Genomic DNA, 26,068 nt, shown 5'->3' with positions numbered 1-26,068 from the left:
GCGCCCTACATTTCTAAAGCGGTTCACACGCTCCCCTTCCCCACTGCGCCTGATGTCACCCGTATGACGGTTACTGCCGAAATGTCCACCGATCCTGCTGCTGTTGCCAACGCCATCCCGTTGATCGAGCTCGACCAGGCCAGCGTGATGCGCGGCCAGGTACGCGTACTGCATGCGCTCAGCCTGCGCATCGCGCTGGGGCAGCACACCGCCATCCTCGGCCCCAATGGCTGCGGCAAATCCTCCTTCATCAAGCTGATCACCCGCGAGCTGTATCCGCTGGTGCGCGCCGACGGCCAGGCGGCGGTGAAAGTGCTCGGGCAGGTGCGCTGGCAGGTGGACCGCCTGCGCTCGCAGCTGGGCATCGTCACCGGCGACCTCAGCGTCAACCTGGCCGACATGCCGGGGCTGGATGTGGAAAGCGCGGTGCTGTCCGGTTTCTTCGCCAGCTATGTGGTGCCACCGCATCGGGAGATCAGCGACGACATGCGCGTGCGGGCACGGGAGGCCTTGGCCCTGGCGCGCGCGCTGCCGTTGCTGGACCGGCAATTTGCCGAACTGTCGGCCGGCGAGACCCGCCGCGTGCTGATCGCGCGCGCACTGGTCAACCGCCCGCAGGCGCTGCTGCTGGACGAGCCGTCCACCGGCCTGGACCTGGTGGCGCGACAGCACCTGCTCGACACCATGCGCCACCTGGCCCGGCAAGGCATCACCCTGATCCTGGTGACCCATCACATCGAGGAAATCGTGCCGGAGATCGCACGGGTGATCCTGCTGCGTGCCGGCACCGTCGTGGCCGATGGTCCGCGCGATGCGCTGCTCACCGACGCCAGCCTGTCGGACGTGTTCGGCGGCCCGGTGCGGGTGCAGCGCGACGGCGAGCGCTATTGGGCGACGGTGGGCGAGTAAGCGCCATCCGCCCTACCGCGCACGCAGCCCGGAGTCTTGCGCAAGCTGCGCGACGACAGCCGGCAGCCACGCGCTCCTTACAGCCCACAACCGCGCCCAACCGCACCTTCCGGGCATGACCTTGGACACGGGACGCTGTCACTGCGGCTGCGCTTAGACTCGGCGCACGCACAGACAGGAGTCGTCCCGATGGCCCAGTGGTATTTCCATGTTCCCGGACAGGCCGATCGCATTGGCCCGCTCGACGATGCCAGCGCCCGCGCGCATGCCCAGCGCCAGCCCGATGCGCTGGCCTGGCGCGACGGACTCGATGGCTGGATGCCGGCCCGCCAGCTGGCCGAGCTGCAGGGCGGCAGCGGCCTGCCGCCGCCGCTGACCGGCGCGGCCGGGCGCGCCGACGAGATCGACTACCGCATCGTCGGCAACGACATGCAGTTCGTCGAGGTCGAACTGGACCCGGGCGAAAGCGCCATCGCCGAGGCCGGCGCGCTGATGTACAAGGACGCCGCAGTGCAGATGGACACCGTGTTCGGCGACGGCTCGCATGCCGGCCAGAGCGGCGGCGGCGGGCTGATGGGCAAGCTGCTGTCGGCCGGCAAACGCGTGGTCACCGGCGAGAGCATGTTCACCACCGTGTTTACCCATGCCGGCAGCGGCAAGGCCAGGGTCGCATTCGCCGCGCCCTATCCGGGCACGGTGCTGGCGCTGCGCCTGTCCGAGCATGGCGGGCAACTGATCTGCCAGAAGGACAGCTTCCTGGCCGGCGCGCGCGGCGTGTCGCTGGGGATCGCGTTTCAACGCAAGATCCTCACCGGCCTGTTCGGCGGCGAGGGCTTCATCATGCAGAAGCTCGAAGGCGACGGCTGGGTCTTCGTGCATGCCGGCGGCACCGTGGTGGAACGCGAACTCGGCCCTGGCGAACGCATCGATGTGGACACCGGCTGCGTGGTCGCCTACCACGCCGGCGTGGACATGGACGTGCGCCGCGTCGCCGGGCTGAAGAGCATGTTCTTCGGCGGCGAAGGCGTCTTCCTGGCCACCCTCACCGGCCCCGGCAAGGTGTGGCTGCAATCGCTGCCGTTCTCGCGCATGGCCGGCCGCATGCTGCAGGCCGCCCCGCAGGCCGGCGGACAGCAACGCGGCGAAGGCTCGGTGCTGGGCGGCTTGGGAAGGTTGCTGGATGGCGACAACCGGTTTTGATTTGGTGACGCGGCAGGCAGGTGTGCCGGCACCCTTCTCCTGCCGGGAGAAGGTGGCGCGTCGCACCGGATGAGGGAACCGGCGAAGCCTGCTGCGATCCCATGTGGCCTCGCTTCTTACCCTCACCCCCCGCTCCGCGCCCCGGCCCGCGCTTGCGGCGCGGTCGCTCCACGGCGCGCAAAGCAGTGCCTTCTCTCCCCGCGGGGAGAGGGGCTGTGGTTCCGTGCTGCGTGCAGGTGGCTGCGGTCATCGCCCGAATGAACCGGCTCGCCCTTCTTGCCGGGACAAGGCAGTGCAACGCCTGCAAACGATGCCGTTCTGAACAATCTCCACGCACGCCAACCATCAGCGCCACCGTGACGGCACGCGTGTATTCTCCCTCGCCTTTCCCATCGACGTTTTCGCCATGACTGCGCTCCGCCGCCCCCGCTCGCTTGCCCTGTTGTCCATGCTCGGTCTGCTCTCGGCCTGCGGTGGCGAGCCGCGCCCGGCGGCACCGGCGCCGGTGGTGCAGGCACCGTCTGCCGGCGCGGTCAAACCGGTGAAGATCGGCGTGGCGCTCGGTGGCGGCGCGGCCAAGGGCTTTGCGCATATCGGCGTGATCAAGATGCTCGAGGCCAACGGCTTTGCGCCGGTGGTGGTGTCGGGCACCAGCGCCGGCAGCGTGGTCGGGGCGCTGTATGCCAGCGGCATGGATGCGTTCCAGATGCAGGAAAAGGCCGTCGCGCTCGACCAGACCAGCATCCGCGATGTGCGGATCTTCTCCGGCGGCCTGGTGCAGGGCCAGAAGCTGCAGGACTACGTCAACGAACAGCTCGGCGGCAAGCCGATCGACAAGTTGCGCAAGCCGTTCGCGGCGGTCGCCACGCGGTTGGAAGACGGCGAACGCACCGTGTTCGTGCGCGGCAATGCCGGCCAGGCGGTGCGCGCGTCCAGCAGCATTCCCGGCGTGTTCGAGCCGGTGACCATCGGCCAATACCACTATGTGGACGGCGGCGTGGTCAGCCCGGTGCCGGTGGATGCCGCGCGCCAGCTCGGTGCGGAATTCGTGGTGGCGGTGGATATCTCCAGCAAGGCCAGCGGCAAGAATCCCGGCGATCTGCTCGGCACCGTCAACCAGTCGATCTCGATCATGGGCCAGCGCCTGGGCGAAGCGGAACTCAAGCGTGCCGATGTGGTGATCCGCCCCAAGGTCAACGACATCGGCTCGGCCGATTTCAACCAGCGTGGCGCGGCCATCCTGGAAGGCGAGCGTGCCGCGATGGCGGCGATGCCGCAGATCCGCGCCAAGATCGCGCAGTTGCAGGCGCAGCGCAGCAGCGCCACCCGCACCGCCGCCGAGCAGGCTGCCGCCGCCAAGGCGGAAGCGTATCGGCGCTGCCTGCAAGAGCGCTCGCGCTGGCAGAAACTGCGCGGCAAGGACGAGGCCTGCGTGGCGCCGTGAGGCAAAGGCGGTGCGAGGCGATGTGCAGCTGATGCGCAGCTGATGCGGGTGCCGCGCGAGGTCATGCGGAGCTGAGCGGGCATGGGCGCCTGTTTCGAGACGCGCGCGTTTTTTAAAGCCGATGCGTAGGGCGACTGCGTTGTTGATGCCTTGGGTTGATGCACCGAGGGTGTGCCGGACAAGGTCGCGGACGGGGCGGCGGTTCTTTTCGGCTGCGCTGAGATGTGTCGCGGAGGGGGTCGCGGCCTGGGCCGCTCCTACGACGGCGGGGCATTTTTTTCAGGTGCGCTGAGGCGGGATGGGGTCGCGGCCGGGTCCGCTCCTACGATGGCGGGGCGGTCTTTGGGTGTATTGGGTAACGTCGGCGCGGCCAGCACCGCTCTTGTAGGAGCGGCCCTGGCCGCGATGCCTTACCGGTAACGCATCCGCTTCATCGGCAACGCCTCAATAGCGCCAACGCAAGGACATGCTGACAAACCGCGGCTCGCCGTAGTTCTGGTAATCCAGGTTGGCCCAGTAGGTCTTGTCGAAGGCGTTGCGTACCGCCAGCGTGGCGGTCCATTGCTCGCTGATGCGGTAGTTGGCGTTGAAATGCACCAATGCATACGGGTTCTGCACCACGGTCACCGGCGTGGTGGCGCCGGTGCCGTCGCCGGTGGGGCGCTGGATATTGAAGCCGCGCACCGCGCTCTGCCAGCTGACGCCGCCGCCGATGCTCAGGCGCTCCCAGGCGCCGGGCAGGCGCAGCTGCGTGGACAGCTGCAGGTAATCCTCGGGCAGGTTGGCGTAGATCGCATCGGTGGGCGGGCGCGTCACCTTGACGTGGGTAAAGCCGGCATTGACGGTCCAGCCGGGCAGGAGTTCGCCGTTGAAATCCATTTCCCAGCCCCGGCTCTTAGTGCCGTTGATGCCGATGTAGGCCGAATTGCCGTCCGGCAGCGAGGATTCCGGCTGGGTCATGTCGCGTACGGCGAAGTTGTCCTGCTTGGCCTCGAACACGGCGGCGGTGGCCATCGCACGGCCGTCGAACAACTGCGCCTTGATGCCGGCTTCCAGGTTGGAACCTTCCACCGGGGCGAGCAGGTTGTTGTCCTTGTCGCGGTAATTCTGCGGGTTGAAGATCTCGGTGTAGCTGGCGTAGAGCGACACATCCGGCACGATGTCGTAGACCAGTCCCACATACGGGGTGACTTCGTCGCTCACCGCGTACCGGCCGCTGGTGCCGGTGTAGGCGCCGCTGGCATTGAAAGCCTGGGTGCGGGTTTCCCAAGAGCTCAGGCGTGCACCGGCGATCAGCGACAGCGGGTCGGCCAGACGCAACCGGGTGGAGGCATACACGCCGCGCTGGGTGGTGCGCGCTTCGTTGCGACGGCCGTTGCGCGCATAGGTCACTTCGGAAATATCGCCATCCCAGTTGCGGATGTCGGGGATGAAATAGCAACGTTCGCTGCCGCAGGTGGCCCAGTCATCGGGATAGGTCTGCGCGACGCCGTAGGAGGTCGACTGCAGATCCTGCCAGCTGCCGCCGACCACCACATCGTGCTGGCGGCCGAACAACGAGAAACCGCCGGACAGGTACACGTCCACGCCATCGCGCGCGTCGCTGGTTTCGCCGGCTCCGGTGCGCAGAAAGATGCCGCTGCCATCGGCGGCCGGATAGCCGGTGCCGTAGACGCGCAGGCTCTGCACATCGCCCTTGGTGTGCGCGTAGTTGACGCGCAGCAGCCAGTCCTCGCCGAAGCGTTGTTCCAGGTTGACGAAGGCGGTGCTGGTCTCGCGCTGCCAGCGGCTCCACTTGGGCGCCATATTGGTCGAGCGCGGCAGGTTGGCCGGCGCACCATCGGCGGCGAAGAACGGCACCGTGCCCCAGGTCGAGCCGATCGGGCTATTGTCCTGGCGCTGATAGCCGACGGTGAGCGTGGTGCTGTCGGTCAGGTCGCCTTCCAGCACCGCCATGCCCGACATCTTGTTGTCGTGGTACCGGTCGTAGTAGTAATCGCGGTCCTGCCAGGCCGCGACCACGCGGCTGCGCCAGCGCCCGTCTTCGGTCAGCGGCGCATTGACGTCGGCCTGCATGCGGCGGAAATCCCAGGTGCCGGCACTGACTGCGAACGAGGCATCGAAGTCCTTGCCCGGGCGCTTGCGCAGCAGGTTGACCGTGGCCGAGGGAATGCCGGCGCCGGTGAGCAGGCCGTTGGCGCCGCGGATCACCTCGATGCGGTCGTAGAAGACCGTGTCGTATTCCTGGTTGGTCGCACCGCTGTAGGTGGGCAGGCCATCGACCTGGAAGTCGGTGATCTGGAAGCCGCGCGCGAAATACAGCGGGCGCTGGGTGTCGTAGAACGACACGTTGACGCCGGTGACGTTGCGCATCACATCGTCGATGCTGAACAGCGATTGCTCTTCCAGCCGCTGCAGCCCGATCACGCTCACCGATTGCGGCGTTTCCTGCAAGGTCAGCGGCAGGCGTGTGGTGGTGGCCGGCTGCGCGCGGCTCACCGCACCGTTGACGTTGACCTGGTCCAGCGTCTTGGCATCGCTTGCATCGGCGGCGGCATTGTCGGCACGGGCAGCGCAGGGCGTCAGCGCCAACGCGCATAGCAAGGCAGCGGACAACGTGGCCAGGGGGGCGGAAATCGCGGGCATTGGAGGGTTCTCGTCGATCGGTGCGGGACGCGCGGCGTCACCGGGCAAAAAACGCAGGCATGCGCGGCGCGTCCCACTCGGGCGACGAGCTGGCTGGCCCTGTCGGGCTGGCGGATCGACGAGAAGACATGCCGGGCGCAGCCGGATGTTACGCAAATGTAAATCGTTATCGTTTGAGAGGCAAGTCACAGTGCACGTGTGCCTGCCTCACAGCTCGCCGGATCAGCCCAGATGCGAGAGCGGCAAGCCCTCCGGCGCCTTCACCGTGCGCAGCACGAAGCTGGAATTGACGTCGGATACGCCGGTCGCGTTGAGCAGGTGGTCGAGCAGGAAGCGCGAGAAATGCTCCAGGTCGCGCACCTGCACCTGCAGCAGGTAATCCATGTCGCCGGTGAGCGCCCAGCAGGCCACCACCTCGTCCCAGCCGCGCACGCCCTCGGCAAAATGTTCGATATCGGCCTGGCCGTGCTGCTCCAGCTGCACCCGCACGAAGGCCTGCAGCCCCAGCCCCAGCGCCTTGGCATCCAGGCGTGCGCCGTAGCCGGCGATGATGCCGGCCGCCTCCAGCCGCTGGGTGCGGCGCAGGCAGGCCGAGGCCGACAGATTGACCTGCACCGCCAGCTCCGCATTGCTGCTGCGGCCCTGCGTCTGCAGCAGGGCGAGCAGGCGTAGATCGGTGCGGTCCAGAGCGATTGGCTGGTCCATATGTTGCGCAGCAGCAGAGGATGACGCACGAATCTTGCGCCCGGAAGCGTCGGACACGCAAGATTCGCAATCCCGTTGCGCGACCATCCGGCTAAGGTGAGCGCTGATCATCGGGAACCGCCGCCGCATGAACATCGCACCGCAACGCGTCGAGAATCAGCTCACCGACAAGGGCTATGTGCCGGTCTACACCACCGCCGTGGTCGAGCAGCCGTGGGATGGCTACAGCGCCGACGACCACGCCACCTGGGGCACCCTGTATCGCCGCCAGCGCGCGCTGCTGGTCGACCGTGCCTGCGACGAGTTCCTGCAGGCGCAGGATGCGATGGGCATGGGCGAGACCCACATTCCGCGTTTCGATGCGCTCAATGCGGTGCTGCAGGCGGCCACTGGCTGGACCCTGGTCGGCGTGCAGGGCCTGCTGCCGGAGCTGGATTTCTTCGAGCACCTGGCCAACAAGCGCTTCCCGGTGACATGGTGGATCCGCCGCCCCGATCAGATCGACTACATCGCCGAGCCGGACCTGTTCCATGACCTGTTCGGGCACGTGCCGCTGCTGATGAATCCGCTGTTTGCCGACTTCATGCAGGCCTATGGCCGTGGCGGGGTCAAGGCGCACGGCATCGGCGCGGACGCGCTGCAGAACCTCACCCGCCTGTACTGGTACACGGTGGAATTCGGCCTGATCGCCACACCGCAGGGGCTGCGCATCTTTGGTGCCGGCATCGTGTCGTCGAAGGGAGAATCGCTGCATTCGCTGGAATCGCCGGCGCCCAACCGGATCGGCTTCGACCTGCAACGCATCATGCGCACGCGCTACCGCATCGACAGCTTCCAGAAGACCTACTTCGTCATCGACAGCTTTGCGCAGTTGATGAGCGCCACCGCGCCGGATTTCACCCCAATCTATGCCGATCTTGCGCAGCAGGCGCAGGTGCCGGCCGGCGAGGTGCTGGACACGGATCGGGTCATCCAGCGCGGCAGCGGCGAAGGCTGGAGTACAGACGGCGACGTGTGAGGCCGCACCGACTCGACACCATCGCCGACGCAGACTATGGTCAAACCTCCCCATACCGCCTTCGCTCAATGGACCTGACGCAGCTTCGCATCCGGCGCTTGGAGCTGGACGACACCCGCCTGCTGTTCACCCTGGCCAACGGCATCCGTATTGACGAGCCGATCAAGGCGCAGCGGCTGTTGTTGAAGGCAACGCCGCCGCAGCGTGCGCAATGGCAGCTCACCGACGACGGCTTCGGGGTGAACTGGCCGGCGGTGGCGCCGCCCACGGATGAGGGGCTGCTCAACATGCCCGAGTTGCTGTGGCGCCGCCGCAGCGCACGCGCGCAAACCAAACTGACCGCGCTGCGCGGACGCATGGATGCCCTGTCGCCCGGCGAGCGCGAGCTGGTGGCATTGGCGCGGCTGGATGCGGACATGAGCGAGAGCGGCTATGCACGCTACTTCGACCGCTGGGACGCCGCCACCCGGCGCGATGCATTGCAGGGGCTGGGCGCGATGGGCGCGGCGCAGGCGCGCCAGGCGATCGAAGGCCTGGGCACGGTATTCGAACGCCTGGAAGAAGACCCCAACCTGCTCAGCATCGAAGACATTCTCGACGCGATGAGCGAGACCGATCGCCAGCGCGTGGATGGCTGGGAAGAGGTCTACTACCGCCGCTCCGGCGAACTGGCCCGGCTGGGCCTGACCCACTACGGGGTCGACAAGGCGTAAGCGCGCGTGCAATGACGCGCATGGCTCACAGCCGGCATTGCGCATCGTCCACACCCGCAACGCGCTCCCGATGCACCGGGCCTGTCTCAGCCTGCCGGCTTGGCGAGATAGGCCAATAGCAACACCAGTGGTTCCTCGCCGGTCTGCTGCAAGGCATGGGTGCTGCCCGGGCGCGTCAGCAGCGCATCGCCGGCAGTGACCTGGTACTGCTTGCCGTCCAGCGCGTACAGCCCGCGCCCGCTGACGATGTAATAGATCTCGTCCTTGTCGTGCAGATGCAGGCCGATGCCGGCGCCCTTGTGCAGCACGCGCTTGCGCAGCACGAACGGCAGCTGCGGTGCGTCGGCGAAGAACGGATACGCCGTGGTCGGCCCGGCGCCGCCATGCGGGCCGGGTTGCGCGCGTGCGAGATCGCGTTCGTGCACCACCAGCGAGGGATGCGCCTGCGCCGCGCGTTGGATGGCGGTGTCGGGAGCGGCGCCGCAATCGGCATCGCGGCGCAGCTGTGACATGAGAGCGGGTTGCAGCTGCACCCAGCCATGCACGACCAGGCACGCCACGGCAGTGGCGCCGGCGCGGCTGAAGTGGGTGCCGTCGGCTTTGCCTTGTTCGGGAACGAACAGGAAGTACGGCCTGGCCGCCTGTTCGCCGAGGGCGCGGATCCAGTCGCTGGAACTGGCGTTCAGATCGATCAGGCCCACGTGTTCCTGCGCAGCGAGTTGCTGCATGGCCAGGGTGTAGCGGCCGTGGGTGTCGAGCAGCGCGCCGAAATCGTAGAGCAGACGGGCGGCGGGCGTGATCAGGATCGGCGTGGCGCCCTTGTCGCGCGCGGTGGCGATATAGCGGCGCAGGAACTGCTGATAGTCGCCCTGCGGGTCGGTGTAGCGGGTTGGATCTTCGTGTTTGGCGTCGTTGTGGCCGAACTGGATCAACAGCACGTCGCCGGCACGGAGGTCCTTGGCGATGGCGTCCAGGCGCCCTTCGGCGATGAAACTGCGGGTGCTGCGGCCGCCCTTGGCGTGGTTGCGCACCTGCCATTGCGCCGGGTCGAACCACTCCTGCAGCATCTGGCCCCAGCCGGCCTGCGGCGCACGCTCGGCACCGTATTCGGCGGCGGTGGAATCGCCGGCGATGAAGATGCGGTGTGGTTCGGCGCGGGCGCTATTTGCGCAGAGCAGCAGCAATGCGAACAGCAGCAGACGCATGGTGGGCTCCGGGAACAATGCTAAGGACGCGACGCTGTTCCTTCTCCCATCGGGAGAAGGTGCCCGAAGGGCGGATGAGGGTGCGGCGGCACAGGAAACGTTGGACGGCCGTACTGTCGTCTCAAGCCTTTCAAGCCTCCCCGTTCAGGGCAGCTGTCTTCCGCCGCGGCCTCACTCCCCCGCTCCGCGCCCCGGCCCGCGCCGGCAGCGCGGGCTCCAAGGCACGCGCGCCAGTGGCGCGCGAACAGTGCCCTCTCATCCCGCGGGAGGAGGGCTTTAGGCCGTTATGCTGCTGCGGCGGCGGCTTCGGGCTTGCCCAGCACGCCGGCGACGAAGTTGCGGATCTCGGCGTCCTGCGCGTTATCGAAGAAGCACTGCTGGAAACGCTCGCCGCCCACGGCCTGCTTGATCAGCTCCGGGTCGATGGCGCGCAGGCCGTCGAGGTAGGACTTGGCAGTGGCCTGCTTGACCTGGGTCAGGATGCCGGCATTGGCGGCCTGCGATTCGCGACGCTCGGCCGGGTAGCCCATGCCGCGCTCGCCGCTGAAGGCCTTTTCAAAGATGTAGCGCACGTTGATTTCCGCGCCCCAGCCGTAGCCCTTGGCAAATGCCAGCGACAGCGCGTTGCCGTTGTTGACCTGGGCGAACAGGTAGGCGTCGGTCGGCTCGATGCAATAGCCGCAGAACACGCCCGGATGCGCATTGAGCGACATCATCGCGCCCTGGCCGGTGCCGCAGCCGGCGACGACGAAGTCCACGGCCTTGGAGTTCAGCAGCAGGCTGGCGACGATGCCCAGGTGGATGTAGGTCAGGCGGTGGTCGTTGTCGCCGTCCATGCCGACGTTGAAGACGCTGTGGCCCTGCTCGCCGGCCACGTCGTTGAGCTGCTGCAGGATCACCGGGTTCTTGCCGGCCTGACTGAACTCATTCATGAGTGCGATTTTCATGGGGATGCTCCGATTGGTTTGGGGAAGTTGTGTCGACTGTGGAGTTGATTGGTGTGCGCGCCTGGATGCGGTCTTGCTTCGCTTTTCAGGTGCCTTGTCGGTGAGCGATCAGGTGCTGAAGGTCTTGTCGGAGCTGCGGCACGCGTCTGGTCGTGTACGTGCCTGCCGGTCCTCATTCGCCCTTCGGGCACCTTCTCCCTGAGGGAGAAGGCACCGCGTGGGTTTGACTCAGCGTGCCAGCCAGCCGCCGTCGACCGGGATGATGGCGCCGTTGACGTAGTCCGAGGCGCTGCTGGCCAGGAACACCGCGGTGCCGCCGAGGTCGGCCGGCACGCCCCAGCGCGCGGCCGGGATGCGGTCCAGGATGGCCTTGTTGCGGTCCTGGTCGGCACGCAGCTGGGCGGTGTTGTCGGTGGCCATGTAGCCGGGCGCGATGGCATTGGTGGTCACGCCCTTGCTCGCCCATTCGTTGGCCAGCAGGCGGGTGATGCCGGCGATGCCGGACTTGCTGGCGGTGTAGGACGGCACGCGGATGCCCCCCTGGAACGACAGCATCGAGGCGATGTTGATGATCTTGCCGCTGCCCTGGGCGATGAAGTGGCGGCCGGCGGCCTGCGCCATGAAGAAGGCCGATTTCAGATTGACGTTCATCACGTCGTCCCAATCCTGCTCGCTGAAATCCACTGCGTCGGTGCGGCGGATCAGGCCGGCGTTGTTGACCAGGATGTCCAGGCGACCCAGGCCGTCCAGCGTTTCCTTGAGGATGCGCTCGACCGGTTCGACGCTGATCAGGTTGGCCTGGATGGCGACGAAGCGGCGGCCCAGTCCCTTGACCAGTTCCTCGGTCTCGGTCGGCGCCTGGATGCCGGCGGCGGCGATGTCGGCGCCGGCCTGCGCCAGTGCCAGCGCGATGCCCTGGCCCAAGCCCGTGTTGGCACCGGTGACCAGTGCGACCTTGCCTTCGAGACTGAACGGATTGCTCATTACCTTATCGCTCCTGCTGGGTGTGCCACGTTGGATGAGTGCGTGCGTCCGCGCGATGCGCGGCCGCTGGCATGGGGTGGAACTGGCGCGTCGATGGCGCTAGCGCATCGACGCGGTGAGTGCGGTGCTGCCCGGCACGCATGGCCTTACTTGAGCTGGCAGATGTCCAGCACGTGCATGTCGGTGTAATCCAGGTTTTCGCCGCCCATCGCCCAGATGAAGGCGTAATTGCTGGTGCCGGCGCCCATGTGGATGGACCACGGCGGCGACACCACCGCTTCGTTGTTCTGGATCACGATGTGGCGCTGCGCGTCCGGCTCGCCCATGAAGTGATAGACGCGGTCGTTGGCGCCGAGATCGAAGTAGAAATACACCTCGCTGCGGCGGTCGTGCAGATGCGGCGGCATGGTGTTCCAGACGCTGCCCGGCTTGAGCACGGTCAGGCCCAGCAACAGCTGCGAAGACTGGCAGGTGGTCGGCACGATGTACTGGTAGATGGTGCGCTCGTTGCTGGTTTCCAGCGCGCCGCGCTCCAGCGCCACGGCATCCTTGATCGACAGTTGCTTGGTCTCGAAACGCGCATGCGCCGGCGTCGAGGCCAGATAGAACCTGGCCGGGTTGGCGGCATCGTCAGAAGCGAAGCTGACATCGGTGCTGCCCATCGCCACGTACAGGCCGTCCTTCGGCCCGAGCGTGTAGACGGTGCCGTCCACGGTCACGCTGCCGGTGCCGGCGCCGACATTGAGGATGCCCAGCTCGCGGCGCTCCAGGAACGGATGGCCGGCGGCAGACGCCGGTTCGGTCTGCCTGGGCAGTTCCAGCGTGGTGCCGAGCGGCGCTGCGCCACCGAGCACGAAGCGCTCGTAGTGGGTGTATTTGAGCGTGACCGCATCGTCGACGAACAGGCCATCGAGCAGATAGAGCTCGCGCAGGTCGTCGTTGCTGGCGCCCTTGATGGCGTCGGGATGGGTGGCGTAGTGGGTCTTGCAGTACAGGGACATGCGCGATCTCCGGTGCCAAGCGCGGGGGGATTGGCTTGCACCAGGCCATTCTACCGACTCTGGTTAACCGGTGTCATTGCGCAGTGCACGATAGCCGCATGGCGGCGTGGCAGCGTGGGAATTCCTTCTCCCCCTCGGGAGAAGGTGGCTCGTAGCGCCGGATGAGGGGACGAGGCTGCGCGTGGTGTTGGGTGCGGGGCTTGATTGGTCGGGTGGAGGCTTATGTGCCCTCAGCTCATGGCTGAGCTTTCTCAGATGGCTGTCTGCCGCCCCAACCCCCGCCCCGCGCCCCGGCCCGCGCTGGCGGCGCGGGCGCTCCAAGGCACCCGCGCCCATGGCGCGCAAGCCGTGCCTTCTCGCCCCGACGGGAGAGGGGCTTTGTTGCTCGCCTGGCGCCCCCTTGCCTGGGCTTTGACCTCGCTCAATCTTCCGGCGGTTGGCAGGAGTCGCGCACGATCAGGTGCGGGCGCACGCTGGCGGTGGGCAATTGCGGGGCGTTGTCGGGCTGGATCAGCATCGCTGCGGCGGTGCGGCCGGTGTCGCGGGTGTGGCGGCGCACCGAGGTCAGCGGCGGCCACAGGCGCGAGGCCAGCGAGCTGTCGTCGTAGCCGATCACCGACAGCTGGCGCGGGATGCTGATGCCGGCGCGCAGCGCGACCTTGTAGATGCCGGCGGCCATTTCGTCGTTACCGGTGAAGATGGCGGTGGGGCGCTTCTTGCCCAGCAGCAGCTTTTCGGCCGCGGCCACGCCCGATTCGAAGGTGTAGCCGGCTTCGACGATGCGCTCGGGCGGCAGTTCGATGCCGCGCCGGGTCAGCGCGTCGGCAAAGCCGGAGGTGCGCTCGATCGAGGAACGGTAGGCACTGGGGCCGGTGACCAGGGCGATGTCGCGGTGGCCGAGCGAGAGCAGGTAATCGGCGGCCTCGGCGGCGCCGTCGCGGTCGTGGGTGATCACCGTCTGCGAGGTGGTGTCCAGCGCCACCGAGGCGATGCGGGTGTAGCGGCAGCCGATCTCGGCCAGCATGTCGGCCAGCGCCTGGTCCTCGGAGGCGCGCGGCACCAGGATCACGCCGTGCAGCTTCTGCGCCTGGGCGAAGCGGCGCACGCCTTCGATGTAGCCGGGGCTGCGGCTGTCGCAGGGGTGCACCACCAGCTCGAAGCTGGAGCCGCGCAGCGCGTCCAGCGCGCCGTACTGCATGTCCACGATGTACTGCGCGGTGGGGTTGTCGTAGACCATGCCGATCAGGAACGAGCGCCGGAACGCCAGCCCGCGCGCCAGCGGGTCGGGCGCGTAGCCGACCTCGCGCATCAGCGCCTCGACCTTCTCGCGGGTGTCCTGCCGCACCAGCGGCGAGTTGTTGATGATCCGCGACACGGTCTTCTTGGACACGCCCGACATCCGCGCGATGTCGTTGATCGTGGCTACCTTGCCCTTCGGCAGGCCGGGCATTCCCTCTTCAGGCATCTTGCGGGCGGGCATAGCGGTCAACCAGTGAAGTTGATTGGATTCTACCGGCCAGACGGCCGGCAGACCTGAGCGAAGCCTGCCGCCACCCCGAACCCGCCGTGCGGGACACGCCGCAGCCGGCAGCGCGGCGGCATGCCCGGCGATGCAGAACGGTCAGTCCAGGGCGCGGTAGCGGAAGTTGCGGAACTCCACCTGGCCCTGCCCGGCGGCATACAGCGCCGGCTTCAAGGCCAGGAACTTGCCGGCCACGTTGTGGTGGTAGCCGGACACTTCCATCTGCACCGGGTACTTGGTCCAGGTGGTGCCGTCGGTGCTGCTGTGGATGGTGACGATATGGCGGTTGTTGGTGACGCGCAGCCACAGGGTGCCACCGGTCGCACTGGGGGCCAGCGTGCCGGGGCGTTCCTCGCCGTAGCGGTGCATGACGAAGTTCTCGCCATTGCTGCCCACGCCGGCATAGAGCTTGTCGCTGTAGAACAGCAGCGCCCCGCCCTGCCCGCCCGGCGCCACGGTCATCTGCACCTCGAACTGGTAGGCCTGGTCGGTGGCGATCACCGTCAGCGGCGAGGCGTTGCGCGGGGCGCTGCCCTTGCCCTGCAGGCGCAACACACCATCGCCGACCTGCAGCCGCTTGGCCTCGTCGGCGGCGGGGTTGAAGAACGCCCACTGCGGGCCCAGCGTGCTGGCGCGGAAGTCGTCCGATAGCGCCAGCCCGTGCGGCAAGGCCTGCCCGCTGGGCTTTTTCAGCGGCGTGCCCAGGTCGCCACCCTTGGCGACGAACCAGCCGTCCGGGGTCCACTCGATCGGGTCCAGCAAGGCCTGCCGGCCCAGGGTCCAGTAGCCGTGTTCGTAGCCGTGGTAGAGCATCCACCAGCGCTGGTCGGTGCCTTCCACCAGCGTGGCGTGGCCGCGCGACCACCATGGCTCGTCGGCGCTCTTGGTGCGGGTGATCGGGTTGTTGGGCGCGTTCTGCCAGGGGCCGTGGATCGAGCGCGAACGCGCGGTGATCACCATGTGCCCGGTCGGCGGGCCGGCGGTGCCGCCGACGGCGGTGGTCATGTAGTACCAGCCGTTGTGGCGGGTGATCTTGGGGCCTTCCTGGGCGTAGCCTTCCACGTCCCAGCTTTCCGGGTATTTCCAGCCGTCGTAGACGTGCTTGGGCGTGCCGACCACTTTCAGGCCGTCGTCGGACAGCTGCACGTAATCGCCGCCGCTCAGGAACAGATAGCGCTTGCCGTCCTCGCCCACTGCGTGGCCGGGGTCGATGTACTTGCCCAGGCCGATGTCGATCGGCGCGCTCCACGGGCCCTTGATGTTATCGGCCCAGACCACGAAGTTGCTGCGCTCGCCCTGGTCGCCGCGGCGCGCCGGGAAGTAGATGTAGTAGCGCTTGCCGTGCTTGATCAGGTCCGGCGCCCAGATCGCGCCGACGTTCTGGGTGATGGCATGGCCCAGTGGCTGCCAGTTGACCAGATCGCGCGAGTGCCAGATCGGCAGGCCCGGGTAGGCATCGAACGAGGACAGCGTGAGGTAGTAGTCCTGTCCGTCCTTGAGCACCGACGGGTCGGGGTGATCGCCGGCCAGCACCGGGTTGAGGAAGGTGCCGTTGCCCTGGTCGGCGATGCGCTGGTGTTCGAGGCCGCGCTTCCAGTCGGCCGCAGCAGCGAGCCCGGCACACAACAGCAGGCCGCCGGCCAGCAGCCAACGCAAACGGGTTGAAGCGATACGCACACGCATGCTTGCTCCTAGTCCCCGCACGGCGGGGCGATGCGGCGGCCGGCGCCTGGAGCGTCGGCCGCCTGGATGAAGGCGGAACTACCTGCCAGCAGCGACGCCGGGCAGCGCGCCGCTAACGTCGGCAGGCGTTTGTCGAGCGAGGCGCGGCATGCGGACATCGCATCGCACGCGCCGTGCAGGCCGCTGCCACGCACCGACGACGCCCACCTGACGAACGCAGTCGGGATCGCGGGCACTTACGCGCGCAGCGCGCGTGGCAACCACAGCGACAGTTCGGGGAAGAACGCCACGATCAGCAGCACGCCCAGGGCCGCCAGCCAGAACGGCCAGATGGTGCGCATGCTCTGGGCGATGGTGATCTGCCCGATCGAGGTACCGATGAACAGCACCGAGCCGATCGGCGGGGTGATCAGGCCGATGCCGCCGGCCAGCACCATCACCAGACCGAAATGGATCGGGTCGATGCCGTAGGCCTTGACCACCGGCAGGAAGATCGGCGTGCAGATCAGGATCTTCGGCGCCAGGTCCATGAACATGCCCAGCAGCAACAGCATCACCACGATCATCAACAGCACCGTGTTCTTGCTGTCGGCGATGGCCTGCAGGAACTTCACCGCCGCCGCCGGCACCTGCAGGTAGGCCAGCAACCAGCCGAACACCGCCGCAGTAGCGATCACGAACAGGATCACGCCGGTGGTGCGCGCCGCATGCGTCACCGCGGCGAAGAACTCGGCCCAGCGCAGCTGCCGATACAGCAGCGCGGTGACGATCAAGGCGTACACCACCGCGATCGCCGCGCTCTCCACCGCGGTGAAGATGCCGGCACGGATACCGATGAAGATCAACGCCACCAGGCCCAGGCCCGGCAACGCGCCGATCAGGCGCAGCGCCACTGCGCGCCAGCCGGGGAACGGCTCGGTGCCGTAGCCGCGATGGCGGGCCACCGCATAACCGGTGACCATCATCGCCGCGGTCATCAGCAGCGCCGGGAAGATACCGGCCGCGAACAGGTCGGCGATCGACAGCCCGCCACCGGCCGCGGCCGAGAACAGGATCAGGTTGTGCGAAGGCGGCACCAGCAACGCCACCAGCGCGGCGGTCATGCTCACATTGACCGCGTAGTCGCGGTCGTAACCGCGCTTGATCATCTGCGGGATCATGGTGCCGCCGACCGCCGAGACGTCGGCGATCGCCGAGCCGGACACGCCGCCGAAGAACAGCGACGACAGCACGCTGACCTGGCCCAGGCCGCCACGCACGCGCCCCACCAGCGAGGAGGCCAGCGCGATCAGGCGTTCGGAGATACCGCCGCGCAGCATCAGCTCGCCGGCGAAGATAAACAACGGGATGGCGATCAACGAGGCCGAGCCGCTGCCGGCGGAAATCTGCTGCACCAGCACCACTGTGGGCAGGTCCAGATACAGCAGCGTGGCCAGTGCGGCCGCGCCCAGCGCATACGCCACCGGCACGCCGATCAGCAGCAGCACCACGAAGGTTCCCAACAACATCGCAATGCCCATCAGCGCACTCCTCCGGCCTGGATCGGGCGCAGCACACGCCACAGCTTGTACAAGGCAAAGATCACCATCAGCGCACCGCCGATCGACAGCGGCAGGTAGTTGATGCTCTGTGGCATCTGCGCGCCGGCCATCTTGATATCCAGGCCATCGAGCAGCAGCGCCGCGCTCCACCACGCCAGCACCGCACCGATGGACATGATCATCAACGGGCGGATCAGGTCGAACACCCTGCGCACCAGCGGCGGCACGTGTTCGCCCAGCAGGTAGAAGCCGAAGTGGCGGTTGGTATGCACGCCGGCGGCCGCGCCCAGGCTCAAGGCGGTGCTGAGCAACAGCAGCGTCACCGGCTCGGTCCAGCTGGGCGAGTCGTTGAGCACGTAGCGGGTGAACACCTGCCAGCCCTGCACGACCACCAGGCCCAGCAGCGCGATGGATGCCACGCCAACGGCGGTATCGGAAACGCGGTCCAGCGCGCGCTGCAACGGCGCGACCGGGACGGCGACGGTCTCGGGTTCGGTCATCGGGTCACCTCTATGCAAAATCGCGGATGCGGCGGTACAGCGCTTCGATCTCCGGCTGCTTGCGGTATTCGGCCAGCAGCGGCGCGGCGGCGGCGCGGAACGCCGGCATGTCGACCTGATTGAGCTTGACGCCGTAATCGATCACCTGCTTGCGCGCGACGGTCTCCGAGGCATCCCACAGATTGCGCATCACCGGTACCGAGGCGCGTGCCAGTTCCACCACCAGGGCGCGATCGTCCGGACGCAGCGATTCGAAACTCTGCCGCGACATCACCAGGATGTCCGGCGCATAGGAATGCTCGCTCTGCGACCAGTAATGCGCGGCTTCGAAATGCCGGCTGGACTGGAAGCTGCGCATGTTGTTTTCCGCACCGTCGATCATGTGCGTTTCCATCGCCGAGAACGTCTCGCCCAGCGACATCGGGGTAGGGTTGGCACCCAGCATGCGCATCAGCTTGAGGAAGATGTCCGACGAGGCCACGCGCAGTTTCAGGCCCTTGAGATCTTCCGGGCGGTGCAGCGGGTGCTTGGTGTTGTAGAAGCAACGCGCACCGGAATCGTAGATCGCCAGGCCCACCAGATCGCGCTGCTCGAAGCTGCGCAGCACGCTGTCGCCGACATGGCCGTCGATGGCGCGGCGCAGGTGCGGCACCGAGTCGAACACGTACGGCAGGCACAGCGCCTGGGTCAGCGGAAAGGTGTTGTTCAACGCGCCCGAATACACCCGGGTGATGTCGATGGCGCCAAAGCGCGCCATGTCGATCGCCTCCGACTCGCGGCCCAGCTGGCCGGAGTGGTACTGGCGCAGCTTGAGCCGGCCGTTGCTGCGTTGCTCCAGCTGCTTGCCGAACCACCGCACCGCCTCCACGGTGGGGTAGTCGCCGACATGCACGTCGGTGGCGGTCAGCAACTGCCCGCCGGGGATCGGCGTGGTGGCACCCGCGCCCAGCCAGGGGCCGGCCGCGGCGGCACCGAGCCCGGCACCGAGGAAATGTCTGCGTGTGATCATTGGCGCCCTCCCAAGCGTCTGGTCACTGGGTCCGGCGTTACTTGGCGGACACAGCCGTACAGGAAATGTCGCCGATGCCGGCGAAGCGAATCAGGGCATGCTGTCCCACTTCGATGTCATGGATACCGGTGGCATTGCCCGTGGCGATGAGATCACCGCGCTTGAGCGGACGCCCGCGCCGGGCCGAACGACTGAGCGCAAATGCGTAGGCCGCGCGCAAGCCGCCCGGCAGCGTGGTGGCCCCGCCGGTGCCGACCAGCTGGTCGTCGATCAGGGTTTCGGCGGTCAGCGCGGATTCGTCGCGCGCCAGCCAATCGGTCACTTCCGGCCCCAGGATCAGGCCGTTGTTGTTGCCGAAGTCGGAAATCACCACGCGCGGGCCCAGCTTGTTGATCGTGGCCAGCGGGCTGCTGGCGATTTCCACGCCGATGAACAGCGTGGCCGGCAGCTGCGCCGCCTGGTCAGGAGTGAAGTGGGTCTGCTCGGCCGGCGCGTCTGCGTCCAGGCGCAGCACGTACTCGGCCTCCACCGCCCCGAAGCCGCCTTCGTAGATCGGGAATTCGGTTGTTCCACCGGTAGCATTCCAGAGCTTGTGCGAGAAGATCGGGCCCAGCAGGCGCTCGTCGCCCGATGCGTCGCGGCGCTCGGCGGCGATGTAGCCCACCTTCCAGCCGACCACTTGGTCGTCCCACTGGCTGATGGCGATATCCTGCACCTGATAGGCGGTGAGCAGATCGTCGGGGATCTGCCCTGGAAAGTCCGGCAGCGATGCCCCTGCACGGCGTGCCTCCACAAAGCGCTGGGCGATCTGCGACAGCGAGGATGTGGAGGATGGTGGGGTGGCGGCGTCGTTGCTCAAGGGTGTCTCCCTGATAGGTGTTTTTGTTGCACTGCCAATCGACAGTGGCACGGTGTGCTGTATATGGTAAACCGGTGTCATTGGCAATGTGCAGTGCGGCAAAACTGGCCGCAGCAACGAAGCAACCCTGGGAGGGGTGGATGGAACAGACAAGCCAGACGCGCGTGTTTGCCGCGTTTTCGAGCGTCATGCGCCGGTGCATGACGGTGGTGGTGATGGCGGGAGCGCTGCTGGCCGGGCCAGTGCTGGCGGCCGAGGTGCCCGGCGCCGATACCGCAGCCGAGCAGGCCAGCCGGATCCTGCTGTGGCCCAACGGGATGGCACCGGGGGACAAGCCGCTGACGCAGCCACAGCGCATCGTCCAACGCAGCAGCGACCCGGCCCTGCCCGATCGCTACATCCAGCAGATCAGCACGCCGTATCTGGTGGTCTACCGGCCCAAGCGGCCGAACGGCACCGCCCTGCTGGTCACCCCGGGCGGCGGCTACCAGCGCATCGTGCTCGACAACGAGGGCAGCGCATTGGTGCCCAGCTTCGTCGACCAGGCCGGCATCGCCCTGTTCGTGCTGCGCTACCGCCTGCCCGGCGAAGGCCACCCGAACGGCGCCGACGTGCCGCTGGCCGATGCACAGCGCGCGCTGCGGCTGATCCGCGCCAACGCCACCCGCTACGGCATCGACCCCCAGCGGGTCGGGGTGATGGGGTTCTCGGCCGGCGGCCATGTCGCCGCCAGCCTGGCCACCCGCTACGCCGCGCAGGTCTACCCCAAGATGGATGCGGCCGATGCACTGAGCGCGCGGCCGGATTTTGCGCTGCTGATCTACCCGGTCATCGACATGGACAGCGCCAACGCGCACCCGGGCTCGCGCGAGCGCCTGCTCGGCAGCAGTCCAGCCGATGCGCAGGTGCGTGCGTATTCGCCGCAACTGCATGTGGATGCACGCACCCCGCCCAGCTTTCTGCTGCATGCGCAGGACGACACCGTGGTGTCGGTGCGCAACAGCCTGCTGATGCACGACGCGCTGCTGCGCGCCGGCGTGCCGAGCGAGCTGCACGTCTTCCCGCAGGGCGGCCATGGCTTCGGCACCGCCAGCGGCAGCGGCCTGACCGTGGCCGCATGGCCGCAGCTGGCGCAGGCCTGGATCGCGCATGTCACCAAGGCACAGCCGCCGGCAGCTGCATCGGGACCGGCGCAGGACGTGGCGCGATGACAGCGCCGTCCACGCCCGACGCGCGCCGACGCACGCTGCTGCGTGGCGGCCTGCTCGCCACTGCCGCCGCAGCGCTCCCCGGCTTTGCTGGCGCCGCCGCATCCCCGCCGCCACCACGCGAGGCCAGCGCGCCGCTGGCACGCGTGCGTGGCGGCGCCTTGCGCGGTTATCGCGACCAGGGCATCTGCGTGTTCAAGGGCATCCCGTACGGCGGCGACACCGCCGCGCGGCGCTTCCAGGCAGCCGTGCCGGAAAATCCATGGCAGGACGTGCGCGATGCCAGCGCCTACGCGGCGGCCGCGCCGCAACTCAAGGCCAGCGAACCCACCAGCGAGGACTGCCTGTTCCTCAACGTATGGACGCCGGGCCTGCGCGATGGCGGCAAGCGCCCGATCCTGTTCTATATCCACGGCGGCGGCTACACCACCGGCTCCGGCAGCGACCCGTTGTACGACGGCGTACGCCTGTGCAGACGCGGCGATGTGGTGGTGATCACCGTCAATCACCGGCTCAACCTGTTCGGCTACCTGTCGCTGGCGCAGCTGGGCGATGCCGGCTTTGCCGACTCCGGCAATGTCGGGCAGCTGGACCTGATCCAGGCACTGCAATGGGTGCGCCAGCACGCGGGCGAATTCGGCGGCGATGCCGGCAATGTCACCGTGTTCGGCCAGTCCGGTGGCGGCGCCAAGATCGCCACCCTGATGGCGATGCCGGCTGCGCGTGGCCTGTTCCACCGCGCCTGGACCATGAGCGGGCAGCAGGTCACCGTGGCCGGCCCGCGTGCGGCCACGCAGCGTGCGCAGTTGCTGCTGGATGCCTTGAAACTCGCGCCCGGCGAGCTTGCGCGCATCCGCACGCTGCCGGTTGCGCAGCTGCTGGCTGCCGCGCAGCTGCGCGACCCCTCGCGGGTGGAAAACAGCGCGCTGTACTTCGGCCCGGTGCTGGATGCACGCAATGTGCCGGTGCATCCGTTCTGGCCGACCGCGCCACTGCAATCGGCCAGGATTCCGCTGGTGATCGGCAATACCCGCGACGAGACGCGCGCGTTTCTCGGCAACGACGCGAAGAACTTTGCGTTGAGCTGGGACGAGCTGCCGGCCAGGCTGGAAAGCCAGCAGTACGTCGACCTGCTGCCGCAGGTGGTGATTGCCGAATATCGCCGGCTGTATCCGCAGTACTCGCCATCGGACGTGTTCTTTGCCGCGACCACGGCGGGCCGCTCGTGGCGCGGCGCGGTCGAGGAGGCGGAAGCACGTGCACGCCAGGGCGCACCGACCTGGGTGTACCAGCTGGACTGGGGCTCGCCGCTGGACGGCGGCAAGTTCGGCGCCTTCCACACGCTGGATATCCCGCTGGTCTTCGACACCATTGCGCAGCCCGGCTCGCGCACCGGCGACGGCGCCGCTGCGCAGCGCATGGCCGAGCAGATGAGCGAGGCGCTGCTCGCCTTCGCACGCAGTGGCGATCCGAATCATCGCGGCCTGCCGCGCTGGCGCCAGTACTCGCTGCAGCACCGCGACACGTTGCTGTTCGATGTGCCGAGCCGGATGGACAACGACCCGCGCGGTGGCGAACGCCGGCTCTACCAGCAGGCGCCCTTCATCCAGCGCGGTACGTTCTGAGTGCTTTCGTTCCGGCGGGGCGATCAGCACGTGGTGTGCGGGCGCCACACGGGTACGAACGTTCCAGACCGGAAGGTCTGCGCAGGACACGCCGATTCCGCGGCGGTGGCCGCCCCCTATTCCTGCCAGCGCGCAGCCGTGGTTCAGTCGTTTTCGAGGTGATGCATGCGTAAGGATTTCTTTATTGCACCGATGCTGCTGACAGCGCTGGCCGCTGCCTGCCTGACGTGTGCCGATGCGGCCGCTGCCGCGCAGGTCGGTACGCCGCGCGCATCCAAGGCATCGGCCTCCACCGCCGCTGCGCCCTCACTTTCAGCCAGCAAGATCGTGCTGGTCGGCGACTCCACCACCGCCGTGCAGGGCGGCTGGGGACCGAGCTTTTGCGCACAGCATGTGACCTCATTTCTGAGCTGCCTCAATCTGGCACGCGGCGGCCGCAGCACGTCCAACTACCGTGCCGAAGGTTCGTGGGAGATCGCGCTGCACGAGCTGCGCAGTGGCGGGTATCGCCAGGTGTATGTGCTGATCCAGTTCGGTCACAACGATCAACCGGGCAAGCCGGGGCGTTCCACCGACCTGGCGACCGAATTCCCCGCCAACCTGCGTCGCTATGTGGTCGAGGCGCGTGCTGCCGGTGCGATTCCGGTGCTGGTCACGCCATTGACGCGGCGGCAGTTCGCGCGCGGTCAGTTGCTGGACGATCTGGCGCCCTGGGCCGAGGCCACGCGCACGCTCGCGCAGGAATTGCAGGTGCCATTGATCGACCTGCACGCGCGCAGCCGCGCCCTGGTGCAAGGCATGGGCCCGGTGCTGGCAATGCGCCTGGCGCAGCGGCCGGCCGACCCGGAGCAGGTGCTAGCCGCGCAATCGGGCACCACCATCGGCAAGACCCCGGCGCAGACCACATCGAAGCCCGCCACGCCTGCTGTCGCCACTGCGCGTGCACAGGACAACGCCAGTGCCGAGCCGATGGGCCAGGCCAAGCTGGCATTCGATTACACCCATCTGGGTGCCGAAGGTGCCGATCTGTTCGCGGCGATTGTCGCCGACGAGCTGGCCAGGCAAGTGCCTGCGTTGCGGCCGCTGTTGATTCCGTGATGGGTGAGGTGATGCCTGCTACATGACGTGGTGCATCGCAAGCGCAGGCGTTTGCGATGCACCACCACGCGTAAGCGTACGCCTCAGCCCAGCACAGGCACCGGTGCATCCGCTTCGATCACCTGCTCGCGCTTGAGCTCTTCCCATACCGCTGCCGGAATCGCCACGCGCATCGAGGCCGCATTCGCAAGCGCCTGCTCGGCCGTGCGCGCACCCGGAATCACCGCGGACACCACCTTCGGCGCAGCGGCAAACTGCAGCGACACTGTGCGCAGATCCACTCCGTGGCGCTCGCAGATGGCGAGTGCTTTCTGGCGCTTGGCCGGCGCCCATTCCGGCACGGTGCCGTCGTAGAGATATCGCTCGCGCCCGGCCAGATAGCCCGCCAGCAGCGGCGCACCGACCACTACCGACGCGCCATGCTTTGCGATCTTCGGGAAGGTGTCGTGCAGCGCCTGCGCGTGGTCGAGCAGCGAGTACTGGCAGGCCAGCAGGAAGATATCCGGATCGGCCTCTTCGATCGCACGCAGGGCCGGCTCGGGGCGATTGACGCCAAAGCCCCAGGCCTTGATCAGGCCCTCCTTGCGCATCTTGGTCAGCTCGGGCATCGCGCCTTTCACCGCTTCGGCAAAGCGCTGTTCCCACGGCATGCCCAGATCTTTCTCGTTCTCCGGCGACAGGTCGTGGATGTAGGCGATATCGATCTGCGACACGCCCAGGCGCTGCAGGCTGTCTTCGATCGAGCGACGCACGCCGGAGGCGCTGTAGTCGTAGCGATAGTCGAAGGGCGACGGCTGCTGCCACATCGTCTTCGGCGGTTTGTCGGTAGCGGTCAGCAGGCGCCCGACCTTGGTCGACAGCACATAGTCGTCTGCAGCGTGATTGTGCAAATGGTGCCCGGTACGGCGCTCGGACAGGCCCAGGCCGTACCACGGCGAGGTATCGAAGTACCGCACGCCCGACTCCCACGCCGCAGCCAGGGTCGCTTCGCTTTGCGCATCGCTGGTCGGCGCAAACCCATTGCCGATCGCCACGCCACCAAAGCCCAGTCGACTCGAGGGCCGATAGCGTGCGCCCTTGCTTGCGGGATTGGTCGGCAATGCAGATGCGGCGGCCTTGCCGCGCGTGGGCATCACGCTGCCCGGTGCGGAAGTCTGTGCCAACAACGGGGCGGCGGCCAATGCGGCGGTGCCGGCAGCAGCAGCGGAGAGGAACTGGCGACGGGTATTCATGGGGAAAATCCTTGCGGCGACTCGACGCACAAGGATGGTCCCGCCTGCGTGCAGGCAAGGTCAGCGCAGGGACCGCGAGCCTACACATGCAGGCAACGAACGACTCACGTGCAGGTTGGGACAAGCAGGCACGTCAGCACAGGTTGTCGGCGGTCGCTGCTGGCGGTCATCGCATGCGCTGCATGCTCAGGGCATGCGGAAGTGGCCGGTGTACCGGGCCGATGTACTTCAGCGCGTGGCATTGCCTAAGAGTGGCCAACACAGCGTCGCGAGCGGTGGTCAGATGTGTGCGGACGGCACGCTAAGAACCGGAGAGTACGCGTGGTACACGCCGATTCCGAGCAGCGACCGCGCACGCATGACGGCTGTGCAGTCGTTTTTTGCTGGCCGCTCCAGATCCCTGCACACGTCTCTGTTGCACGGATCCAACTTCCGTCAGCGTATTTCCAGCAGCTGCAGCTGCGCACGCGGCGGGCCATCGCCCAGCCACAGCGTGCCCACACTGATCGGCAAGCTGAAGCGACGCGGGCCGGCGCTGCCCGGATTGATGTACAGCACACCGTCGTGCGTGTGTATCGACGGCTTGTGCGAATGCCCGCTGATGATCACATCGGCAGCAACATCCGTTGCCAGCGTTTTCAGATCGTGCAACACATGGATGCGCACGCCCGCGATCAGCAGATCCAGCGTTTGCGGAAGCTGCGCTGCCCAGGGCTTGTTGTCGATATTGCCGGCGATCGCATGCAGCGGTGACAGCGCCTGCAGCGCAGCGAGGATCTCGGGCTTGCCCACATCGCCGGCATGGATGATCGCCGCGCAGCCCTGCAACGCAGCCACCGCCTCGGGCCGCAGCACGCCGTGCGTGTCGGAGATCAGGCCAATGCGTAAGACGGCAGCCGTCATCGGGTGTGGGTAAAGGTGGCGGGCGATCAGGATGCACTGCCCGGCGATGCCGTCGCGTCAACGGGCCAGGTTGTCGGGCTAGCCGCATGGTCAGCGACAAGTGCTCCGCTGCGGAT

Annotated in this window: 22 protein-coding genes and 1 other RNA gene; 8 read left to right on the top strand and 15 right to left on the bottom strand. The window is 67.4% G+C overall.

What is annotated here, in order from left to right:
• Positions 1-63 precede the first annotated feature (63 nt).
• The 3 genes from ACCQ04_RS00810 (at position 64) to ACCQ04_RS00800 (ending at position 3,553) form a co-directional block, all read left to right on the top strand.
• The gene (locus ACCQ04_RS00810; RefSeq protein WP_226427075.1) at positions 64-909 is read left to right on the top strand and encodes an ABC transporter ATP-binding protein; all 846 of its coding nucleotides are present in this window, start codon (positions 64-66) and stop codon (positions 907-909) included.
• A 189-nt stretch (positions 910-1,098) separates the two neighbouring features.
• Positions 1,099-2,109 carry a TIGR00266 family protein gene (locus ACCQ04_RS00805; protein ID WP_046345301.1) on the top strand — a complete coding sequence of 337 codons (1,011 nt, stop codon included), beginning with the start codon at positions 1,099-1,101 and terminating at the stop codon, positions 2,107-2,109.
• Positions 2,110-2,515: 406 nt separating this feature from the next.
• The gene (locus ACCQ04_RS00800; RefSeq protein WP_016901221.1) at positions 2,516-3,553 is read left to right on the top strand and encodes a patatin-like phospholipase family protein; all 1,038 of its coding nucleotides are present in this window, start codon (positions 2,516-2,518) and stop codon (positions 3,551-3,553) included.
• 444 nt (positions 3,554-3,997) lie between these two features.
• Here the strand turns inward: ACCQ04_RS00800 and ACCQ04_RS00795 are convergent, their stop codons facing one another.
• A complete protein-coding gene (locus ACCQ04_RS00795) occupies positions 3,998-6,199 on the bottom strand; it encodes a TonB-dependent siderophore receptor (RefSeq protein ID WP_226427076.1) in 2,202 nt (733 codons plus the stop codon).
• A 222-nt stretch (positions 6,200-6,421) separates the two neighbouring features.
• Entirely contained in the window at positions 6,422-6,904 is a 483-nt protein-coding gene (locus ACCQ04_RS00790) for an Lrp/AsnC family transcriptional regulator (RefSeq protein WP_102250736.1), read from the bottom strand.
• Between the two features lie 127 nt (positions 6,905-7,031).
• On the opposite strand from ACCQ04_RS00790, the gene phhA reads away from it, so the two are divergent.
• The gene (phhA, locus tag ACCQ04_RS00785; RefSeq protein WP_024939508.1) at positions 7,032-7,922 is read left to right on the top strand and encodes a phenylalanine 4-monooxygenase; all 891 of its coding nucleotides are present in this window, start codon (positions 7,032-7,034) and stop codon (positions 7,920-7,922) included.
• 68 nt (positions 7,923-7,990) lie between these two features.
• A complete protein-coding gene (locus ACCQ04_RS00780) occupies positions 7,991-8,635 on the top strand; it encodes a DMP19 family protein (RefSeq protein ID WP_039510571.1) in 645 nt (214 codons plus the stop codon).
• A gap of 86 nt (positions 8,636-8,721) precedes the next feature.
• Here the strand turns inward: ACCQ04_RS00780 and ACCQ04_RS00775 are convergent, their stop codons facing one another.
• The 10 genes from ACCQ04_RS00775 to ACCQ04_RS00730 form a co-directional block, all read right to left on the bottom strand.
• The gene (locus tag ACCQ04_RS00775) at positions 8,722-9,840 is read right to left on the bottom strand and encodes a GDSL-type esterase/lipase family protein (protein WP_226427077.1); all 1,119 of its coding nucleotides are present in this window, start codon (positions 9,838-9,840) and stop codon (positions 8,722-8,724) included.
• A 284-nt stretch (positions 9,841-10,124) separates the two neighbouring features.
• A complete protein-coding gene (locus ACCQ04_RS00770; protein ID WP_054592012.1) occupies positions 10,125-10,787 on the bottom strand; it encodes an RpiB/LacA/LacB family sugar-phosphate isomerase in 663 nt (220 codons plus the stop codon).
• Positions 10,788-11,015: 228 nt separating this feature from the next.
• Positions 11,016-11,771 carry a 2-dehydro-3-deoxy-D-gluconate 5-dehydrogenase KduD gene (gene kduD / locus ACCQ04_RS00765; protein WP_016901228.1) on the bottom strand — a complete coding sequence of 252 codons (756 nt, stop codon included), beginning with the start codon at positions 11,769-11,771 and terminating at the stop codon, positions 11,016-11,018.
• Positions 11,772-11,917: 146 nt separating this feature from the next.
• Positions 11,918-12,772, bottom strand: a complete 855-nt coding sequence (kduI, locus tag ACCQ04_RS00760; RefSeq protein ID WP_016901229.1) for a 5-dehydro-4-deoxy-D-glucuronate isomerase — start codon at positions 12,770-12,772, stop codon at positions 11,918-11,920.
• Between the two features lie 421 nt (positions 12,773-13,193).
• Positions 13,194-14,252 (bottom strand): LacI family DNA-binding transcriptional regulator, encoded by a 1,059-nt coding sequence (locus ACCQ04_RS00755; RefSeq protein ID WP_024939515.1) that lies wholly within the window; start codon positions 14,250-14,252, stop codon positions 13,194-13,196.
• Between the two features lie 141 nt (positions 14,253-14,393).
• Positions 14,394-15,977: a family 43 glycosylhydrolase gene (locus ACCQ04_RS00750; protein ID WP_054592010.1), complete on the bottom strand. Its 1,584-nt coding sequence runs from the start codon at positions 15,975-15,977 to the stop codon at positions 14,394-14,396.
• A 236-nt stretch (positions 15,978-16,213) separates the two neighbouring features.
• Positions 16,214-17,497, bottom strand: coding sequence for a TRAP transporter large permease (locus ACCQ04_RS00745; RefSeq protein WP_016901232.1), 1,284 nt, complete (start codon positions 17,495-17,497; stop codon positions 16,214-16,216).
• Entirely contained in the window at positions 17,497-18,018 is a 522-nt protein-coding gene (locus ACCQ04_RS00740; protein ID WP_016901233.1) for a TRAP transporter small permease, read from the bottom strand. The genes ACCQ04_RS00745 and ACCQ04_RS00740 overlap by 1 nt, the downstream gene beginning before the upstream one ends.
• Before the next feature lie 10 nt (positions 18,019-18,028).
• Entirely contained in the window at positions 18,029-19,027 is a 999-nt protein-coding gene (locus tag ACCQ04_RS00735; RefSeq protein WP_024939517.1) for a TRAP transporter substrate-binding protein, read from the bottom strand.
• A 37-nt stretch (positions 19,028-19,064) separates the two neighbouring features.
• Positions 19,065-19,886 carry a 2-keto-4-pentenoate hydratase gene (locus ACCQ04_RS00730; protein WP_039514172.1) on the bottom strand — a complete coding sequence of 274 codons (822 nt, stop codon included), beginning with the start codon at positions 19,884-19,886 and terminating at the stop codon, positions 19,065-19,067.
• A 140-nt stretch (positions 19,887-20,026) separates the two neighbouring features.
• Here ACCQ04_RS00730 and ACCQ04_RS00725 point away from each other — a divergent pair, with 140 nt between their 5' ends.
• The 3 genes from ACCQ04_RS00725 to ACCQ04_RS00715 all read left to right on the top strand — a co-directional run bounded on the left by ACCQ04_RS00725 (position 20,027) and on the right by ACCQ04_RS00715 (position 23,817).
• On the top strand, positions 20,027-21,097 hold the full coding sequence (locus ACCQ04_RS00725; protein ID WP_226427078.1) for an alpha/beta hydrolase: 1,071 nt from the start codon (positions 20,027-20,029) through the stop codon (positions 21,095-21,097).
• Positions 21,094-22,719, top strand: a complete 1,626-nt coding sequence (locus tag ACCQ04_RS00720) for a carboxylesterase/lipase family protein (RefSeq protein WP_226427079.1) — start codon at positions 21,094-21,096, stop codon at positions 22,717-22,719. Before ACCQ04_RS00725 ends, ACCQ04_RS00720 begins: the two co-directional genes overlap by 4 nt.
• 165 nt (positions 22,720-22,884) lie before the next feature.
• On the top strand, positions 22,885-23,817 hold the full coding sequence (locus tag ACCQ04_RS00715; protein WP_226427080.1) for a rhamnogalacturonan acetylesterase: 933 nt from the start codon (positions 22,885-22,887) through the stop codon (positions 23,815-23,817).
• Between the two features lie 83 nt (positions 23,818-23,900).
• On the opposite strand, the gene ACCQ04_RS00710 is transcribed toward ACCQ04_RS00715, so the two are convergent.
• The 3 genes from ACCQ04_RS00710 to ACCQ04_RS00700 all read right to left on the bottom strand — a co-directional run bounded on the left by ACCQ04_RS00710 (position 23,901) and on the right by ACCQ04_RS00700 (position 25,952).
• Complete coding sequence (locus tag ACCQ04_RS00710) at positions 23,901-25,049, bottom strand: aldo/keto reductase (RefSeq protein ID WP_104554675.1); 1,149 nt, start codon at positions 25,047-25,049, stop codon at positions 23,901-23,903.
• Positions 25,050-25,302: 253 nt separating this feature from the next.
• Positions 25,303-25,379, bottom strand: a non-coding RNA gene (locus ACCQ04_RS00705) — sX9 sRNA.
• Between the two features lie 105 nt (positions 25,380-25,484).
• Positions 25,485-25,952: a metallophosphoesterase family protein gene (locus tag ACCQ04_RS00700; RefSeq protein WP_226427081.1), complete on the bottom strand. Its 468-nt coding sequence runs from the start codon at positions 25,950-25,952 to the stop codon at positions 25,485-25,487.
• Between the last annotated feature and the right edge of the window lie 116 nt (positions 25,953-26,068).

Origin of the sequence: Xanthomonas sp. NCPPB 2866 (assembly GCF_041475745.2) — a bacterium.
Classification (GTDB): Bacteria; Pseudomonadota; Gammaproteobacteria; order Xanthomonadales; family Xanthomonadaceae; genus Xanthomonas; species Xanthomonas arboricola.
The sequence above is the reverse complement of the archived record's forward strand: the minus strand, read 5'-3'. Positions and strand labels throughout refer to the sequence as shown.

Excerpts from the sequence above, each read along its gene's own strand:
- ACCQ04_RS00810 (WP_226427075.1), top strand. The coding sequence starts at position 64 with ATGACGGTTACTGCCGAAATGTCCACCGATCCTGCTGCTGTTGCCAAC.
- ACCQ04_RS00805 (WP_046345301.1), top strand. The coding sequence starts at position 1,099 with ATGGCCCAGTGGTATTTCCATGTTCCCGGACAGGCCGATCGCATTGGC.
- ACCQ04_RS00800 (WP_016901221.1), top strand. The coding sequence starts at position 2,516 with ATGACTGCGCTCCGCCGCCCCCGCTCGCTTGCCCTGTTGTCCATGCTC.
- ACCQ04_RS00795 (WP_226427076.1), bottom strand. The coding sequence starts at position 6,199 with ATGCCCGCGATTTCCGCCCCCCTGGCCACGTTGTCCGCTGCCTTGCTA.
- ACCQ04_RS00790 (WP_102250736.1), bottom strand. The coding sequence starts at position 6,904 with ATGGACCAGCCAATCGCTCTGGACCGCACCGATCTACGCCTGCTCGCC.
- phhA (WP_024939508.1), top strand. The coding sequence starts at position 7,032 with ATGAACATCGCACCGCAACGCGTCGAGAATCAGCTCACCGACAAGGGC.
- ACCQ04_RS00780 (WP_039510571.1), top strand. The coding sequence starts at position 7,991 with ATGGACCTGACGCAGCTTCGCATCCGGCGCTTGGAGCTGGACGACACC.
- ACCQ04_RS00775 (WP_226427077.1), bottom strand. The coding sequence starts at position 9,840 with ATGCGTCTGCTGCTGTTCGCATTGCTGCTGCTCTGCGCAAATAGCGCC.
- ACCQ04_RS00770 (WP_054592012.1), bottom strand. The coding sequence starts at position 10,787 with ATGAAAATCGCACTCATGAATGAGTTCAGTCAGGCCGGCAAGAACCCG.
- kduD (WP_016901228.1), bottom strand. The coding sequence starts at position 11,771 with ATGAGCAATCCGTTCAGTCTCGAAGGCAAGGTCGCACTGGTCACCGGT.
- kduI (WP_016901229.1), bottom strand. The coding sequence starts at position 12,772 with ATGTCCCTGTACTGCAAGACCCACTACGCCACCCATCCCGACGCCATC.
- ACCQ04_RS00755 (WP_024939515.1), bottom strand. The coding sequence starts at position 14,252 with ATGCCCGCCCGCAAGATGCCTGAAGAGGGAATGCCCGGCCTGCCGAAG.
- ACCQ04_RS00750 (WP_054592010.1), bottom strand. The coding sequence starts at position 15,977 with ATGCGTGTGCGTATCGCTTCAACCCGTTTGCGTTGGCTGCTGGCCGGC.
- ACCQ04_RS00745 (WP_016901232.1), bottom strand. The coding sequence starts at position 17,497 with ATGGGCATTGCGATGTTGTTGGGAACCTTCGTGGTGCTGCTGCTGATC.
- ACCQ04_RS00740 (WP_016901233.1), bottom strand. The coding sequence starts at position 18,018 with ATGACCGAACCCGAGACCGTCGCCGTCCCGGTCGCGCCGTTGCAGCGC.
- ACCQ04_RS00735 (WP_024939517.1), bottom strand. The coding sequence starts at position 19,027 with ATGATCACACGCAGACATTTCCTCGGTGCCGGGCTCGGTGCCGCCGCG.
- ACCQ04_RS00725 (WP_226427078.1), top strand. The coding sequence starts at position 20,027 with ATGGAACAGACAAGCCAGACGCGCGTGTTTGCCGCGTTTTCGAGCGTC.
- ACCQ04_RS00720 (WP_226427079.1), top strand. The coding sequence starts at position 21,094 with ATGACAGCGCCGTCCACGCCCGACGCGCGCCGACGCACGCTGCTGCGT.
- ACCQ04_RS00715 (WP_226427080.1), top strand. The coding sequence starts at position 22,885 with ATGCGTAAGGATTTCTTTATTGCACCGATGCTGCTGACAGCGCTGGCC.
- ACCQ04_RS00710 (WP_104554675.1), bottom strand. The coding sequence starts at position 25,049 with ATGAATACCCGTCGCCAGTTCCTCTCCGCTGCTGCTGCCGGCACCGCC.
- ACCQ04_RS00700 (WP_226427081.1), bottom strand. The coding sequence starts at position 25,952 with ATGACGGCTGCCGTCTTACGCATTGGCCTGATCTCCGACACGCACGGC.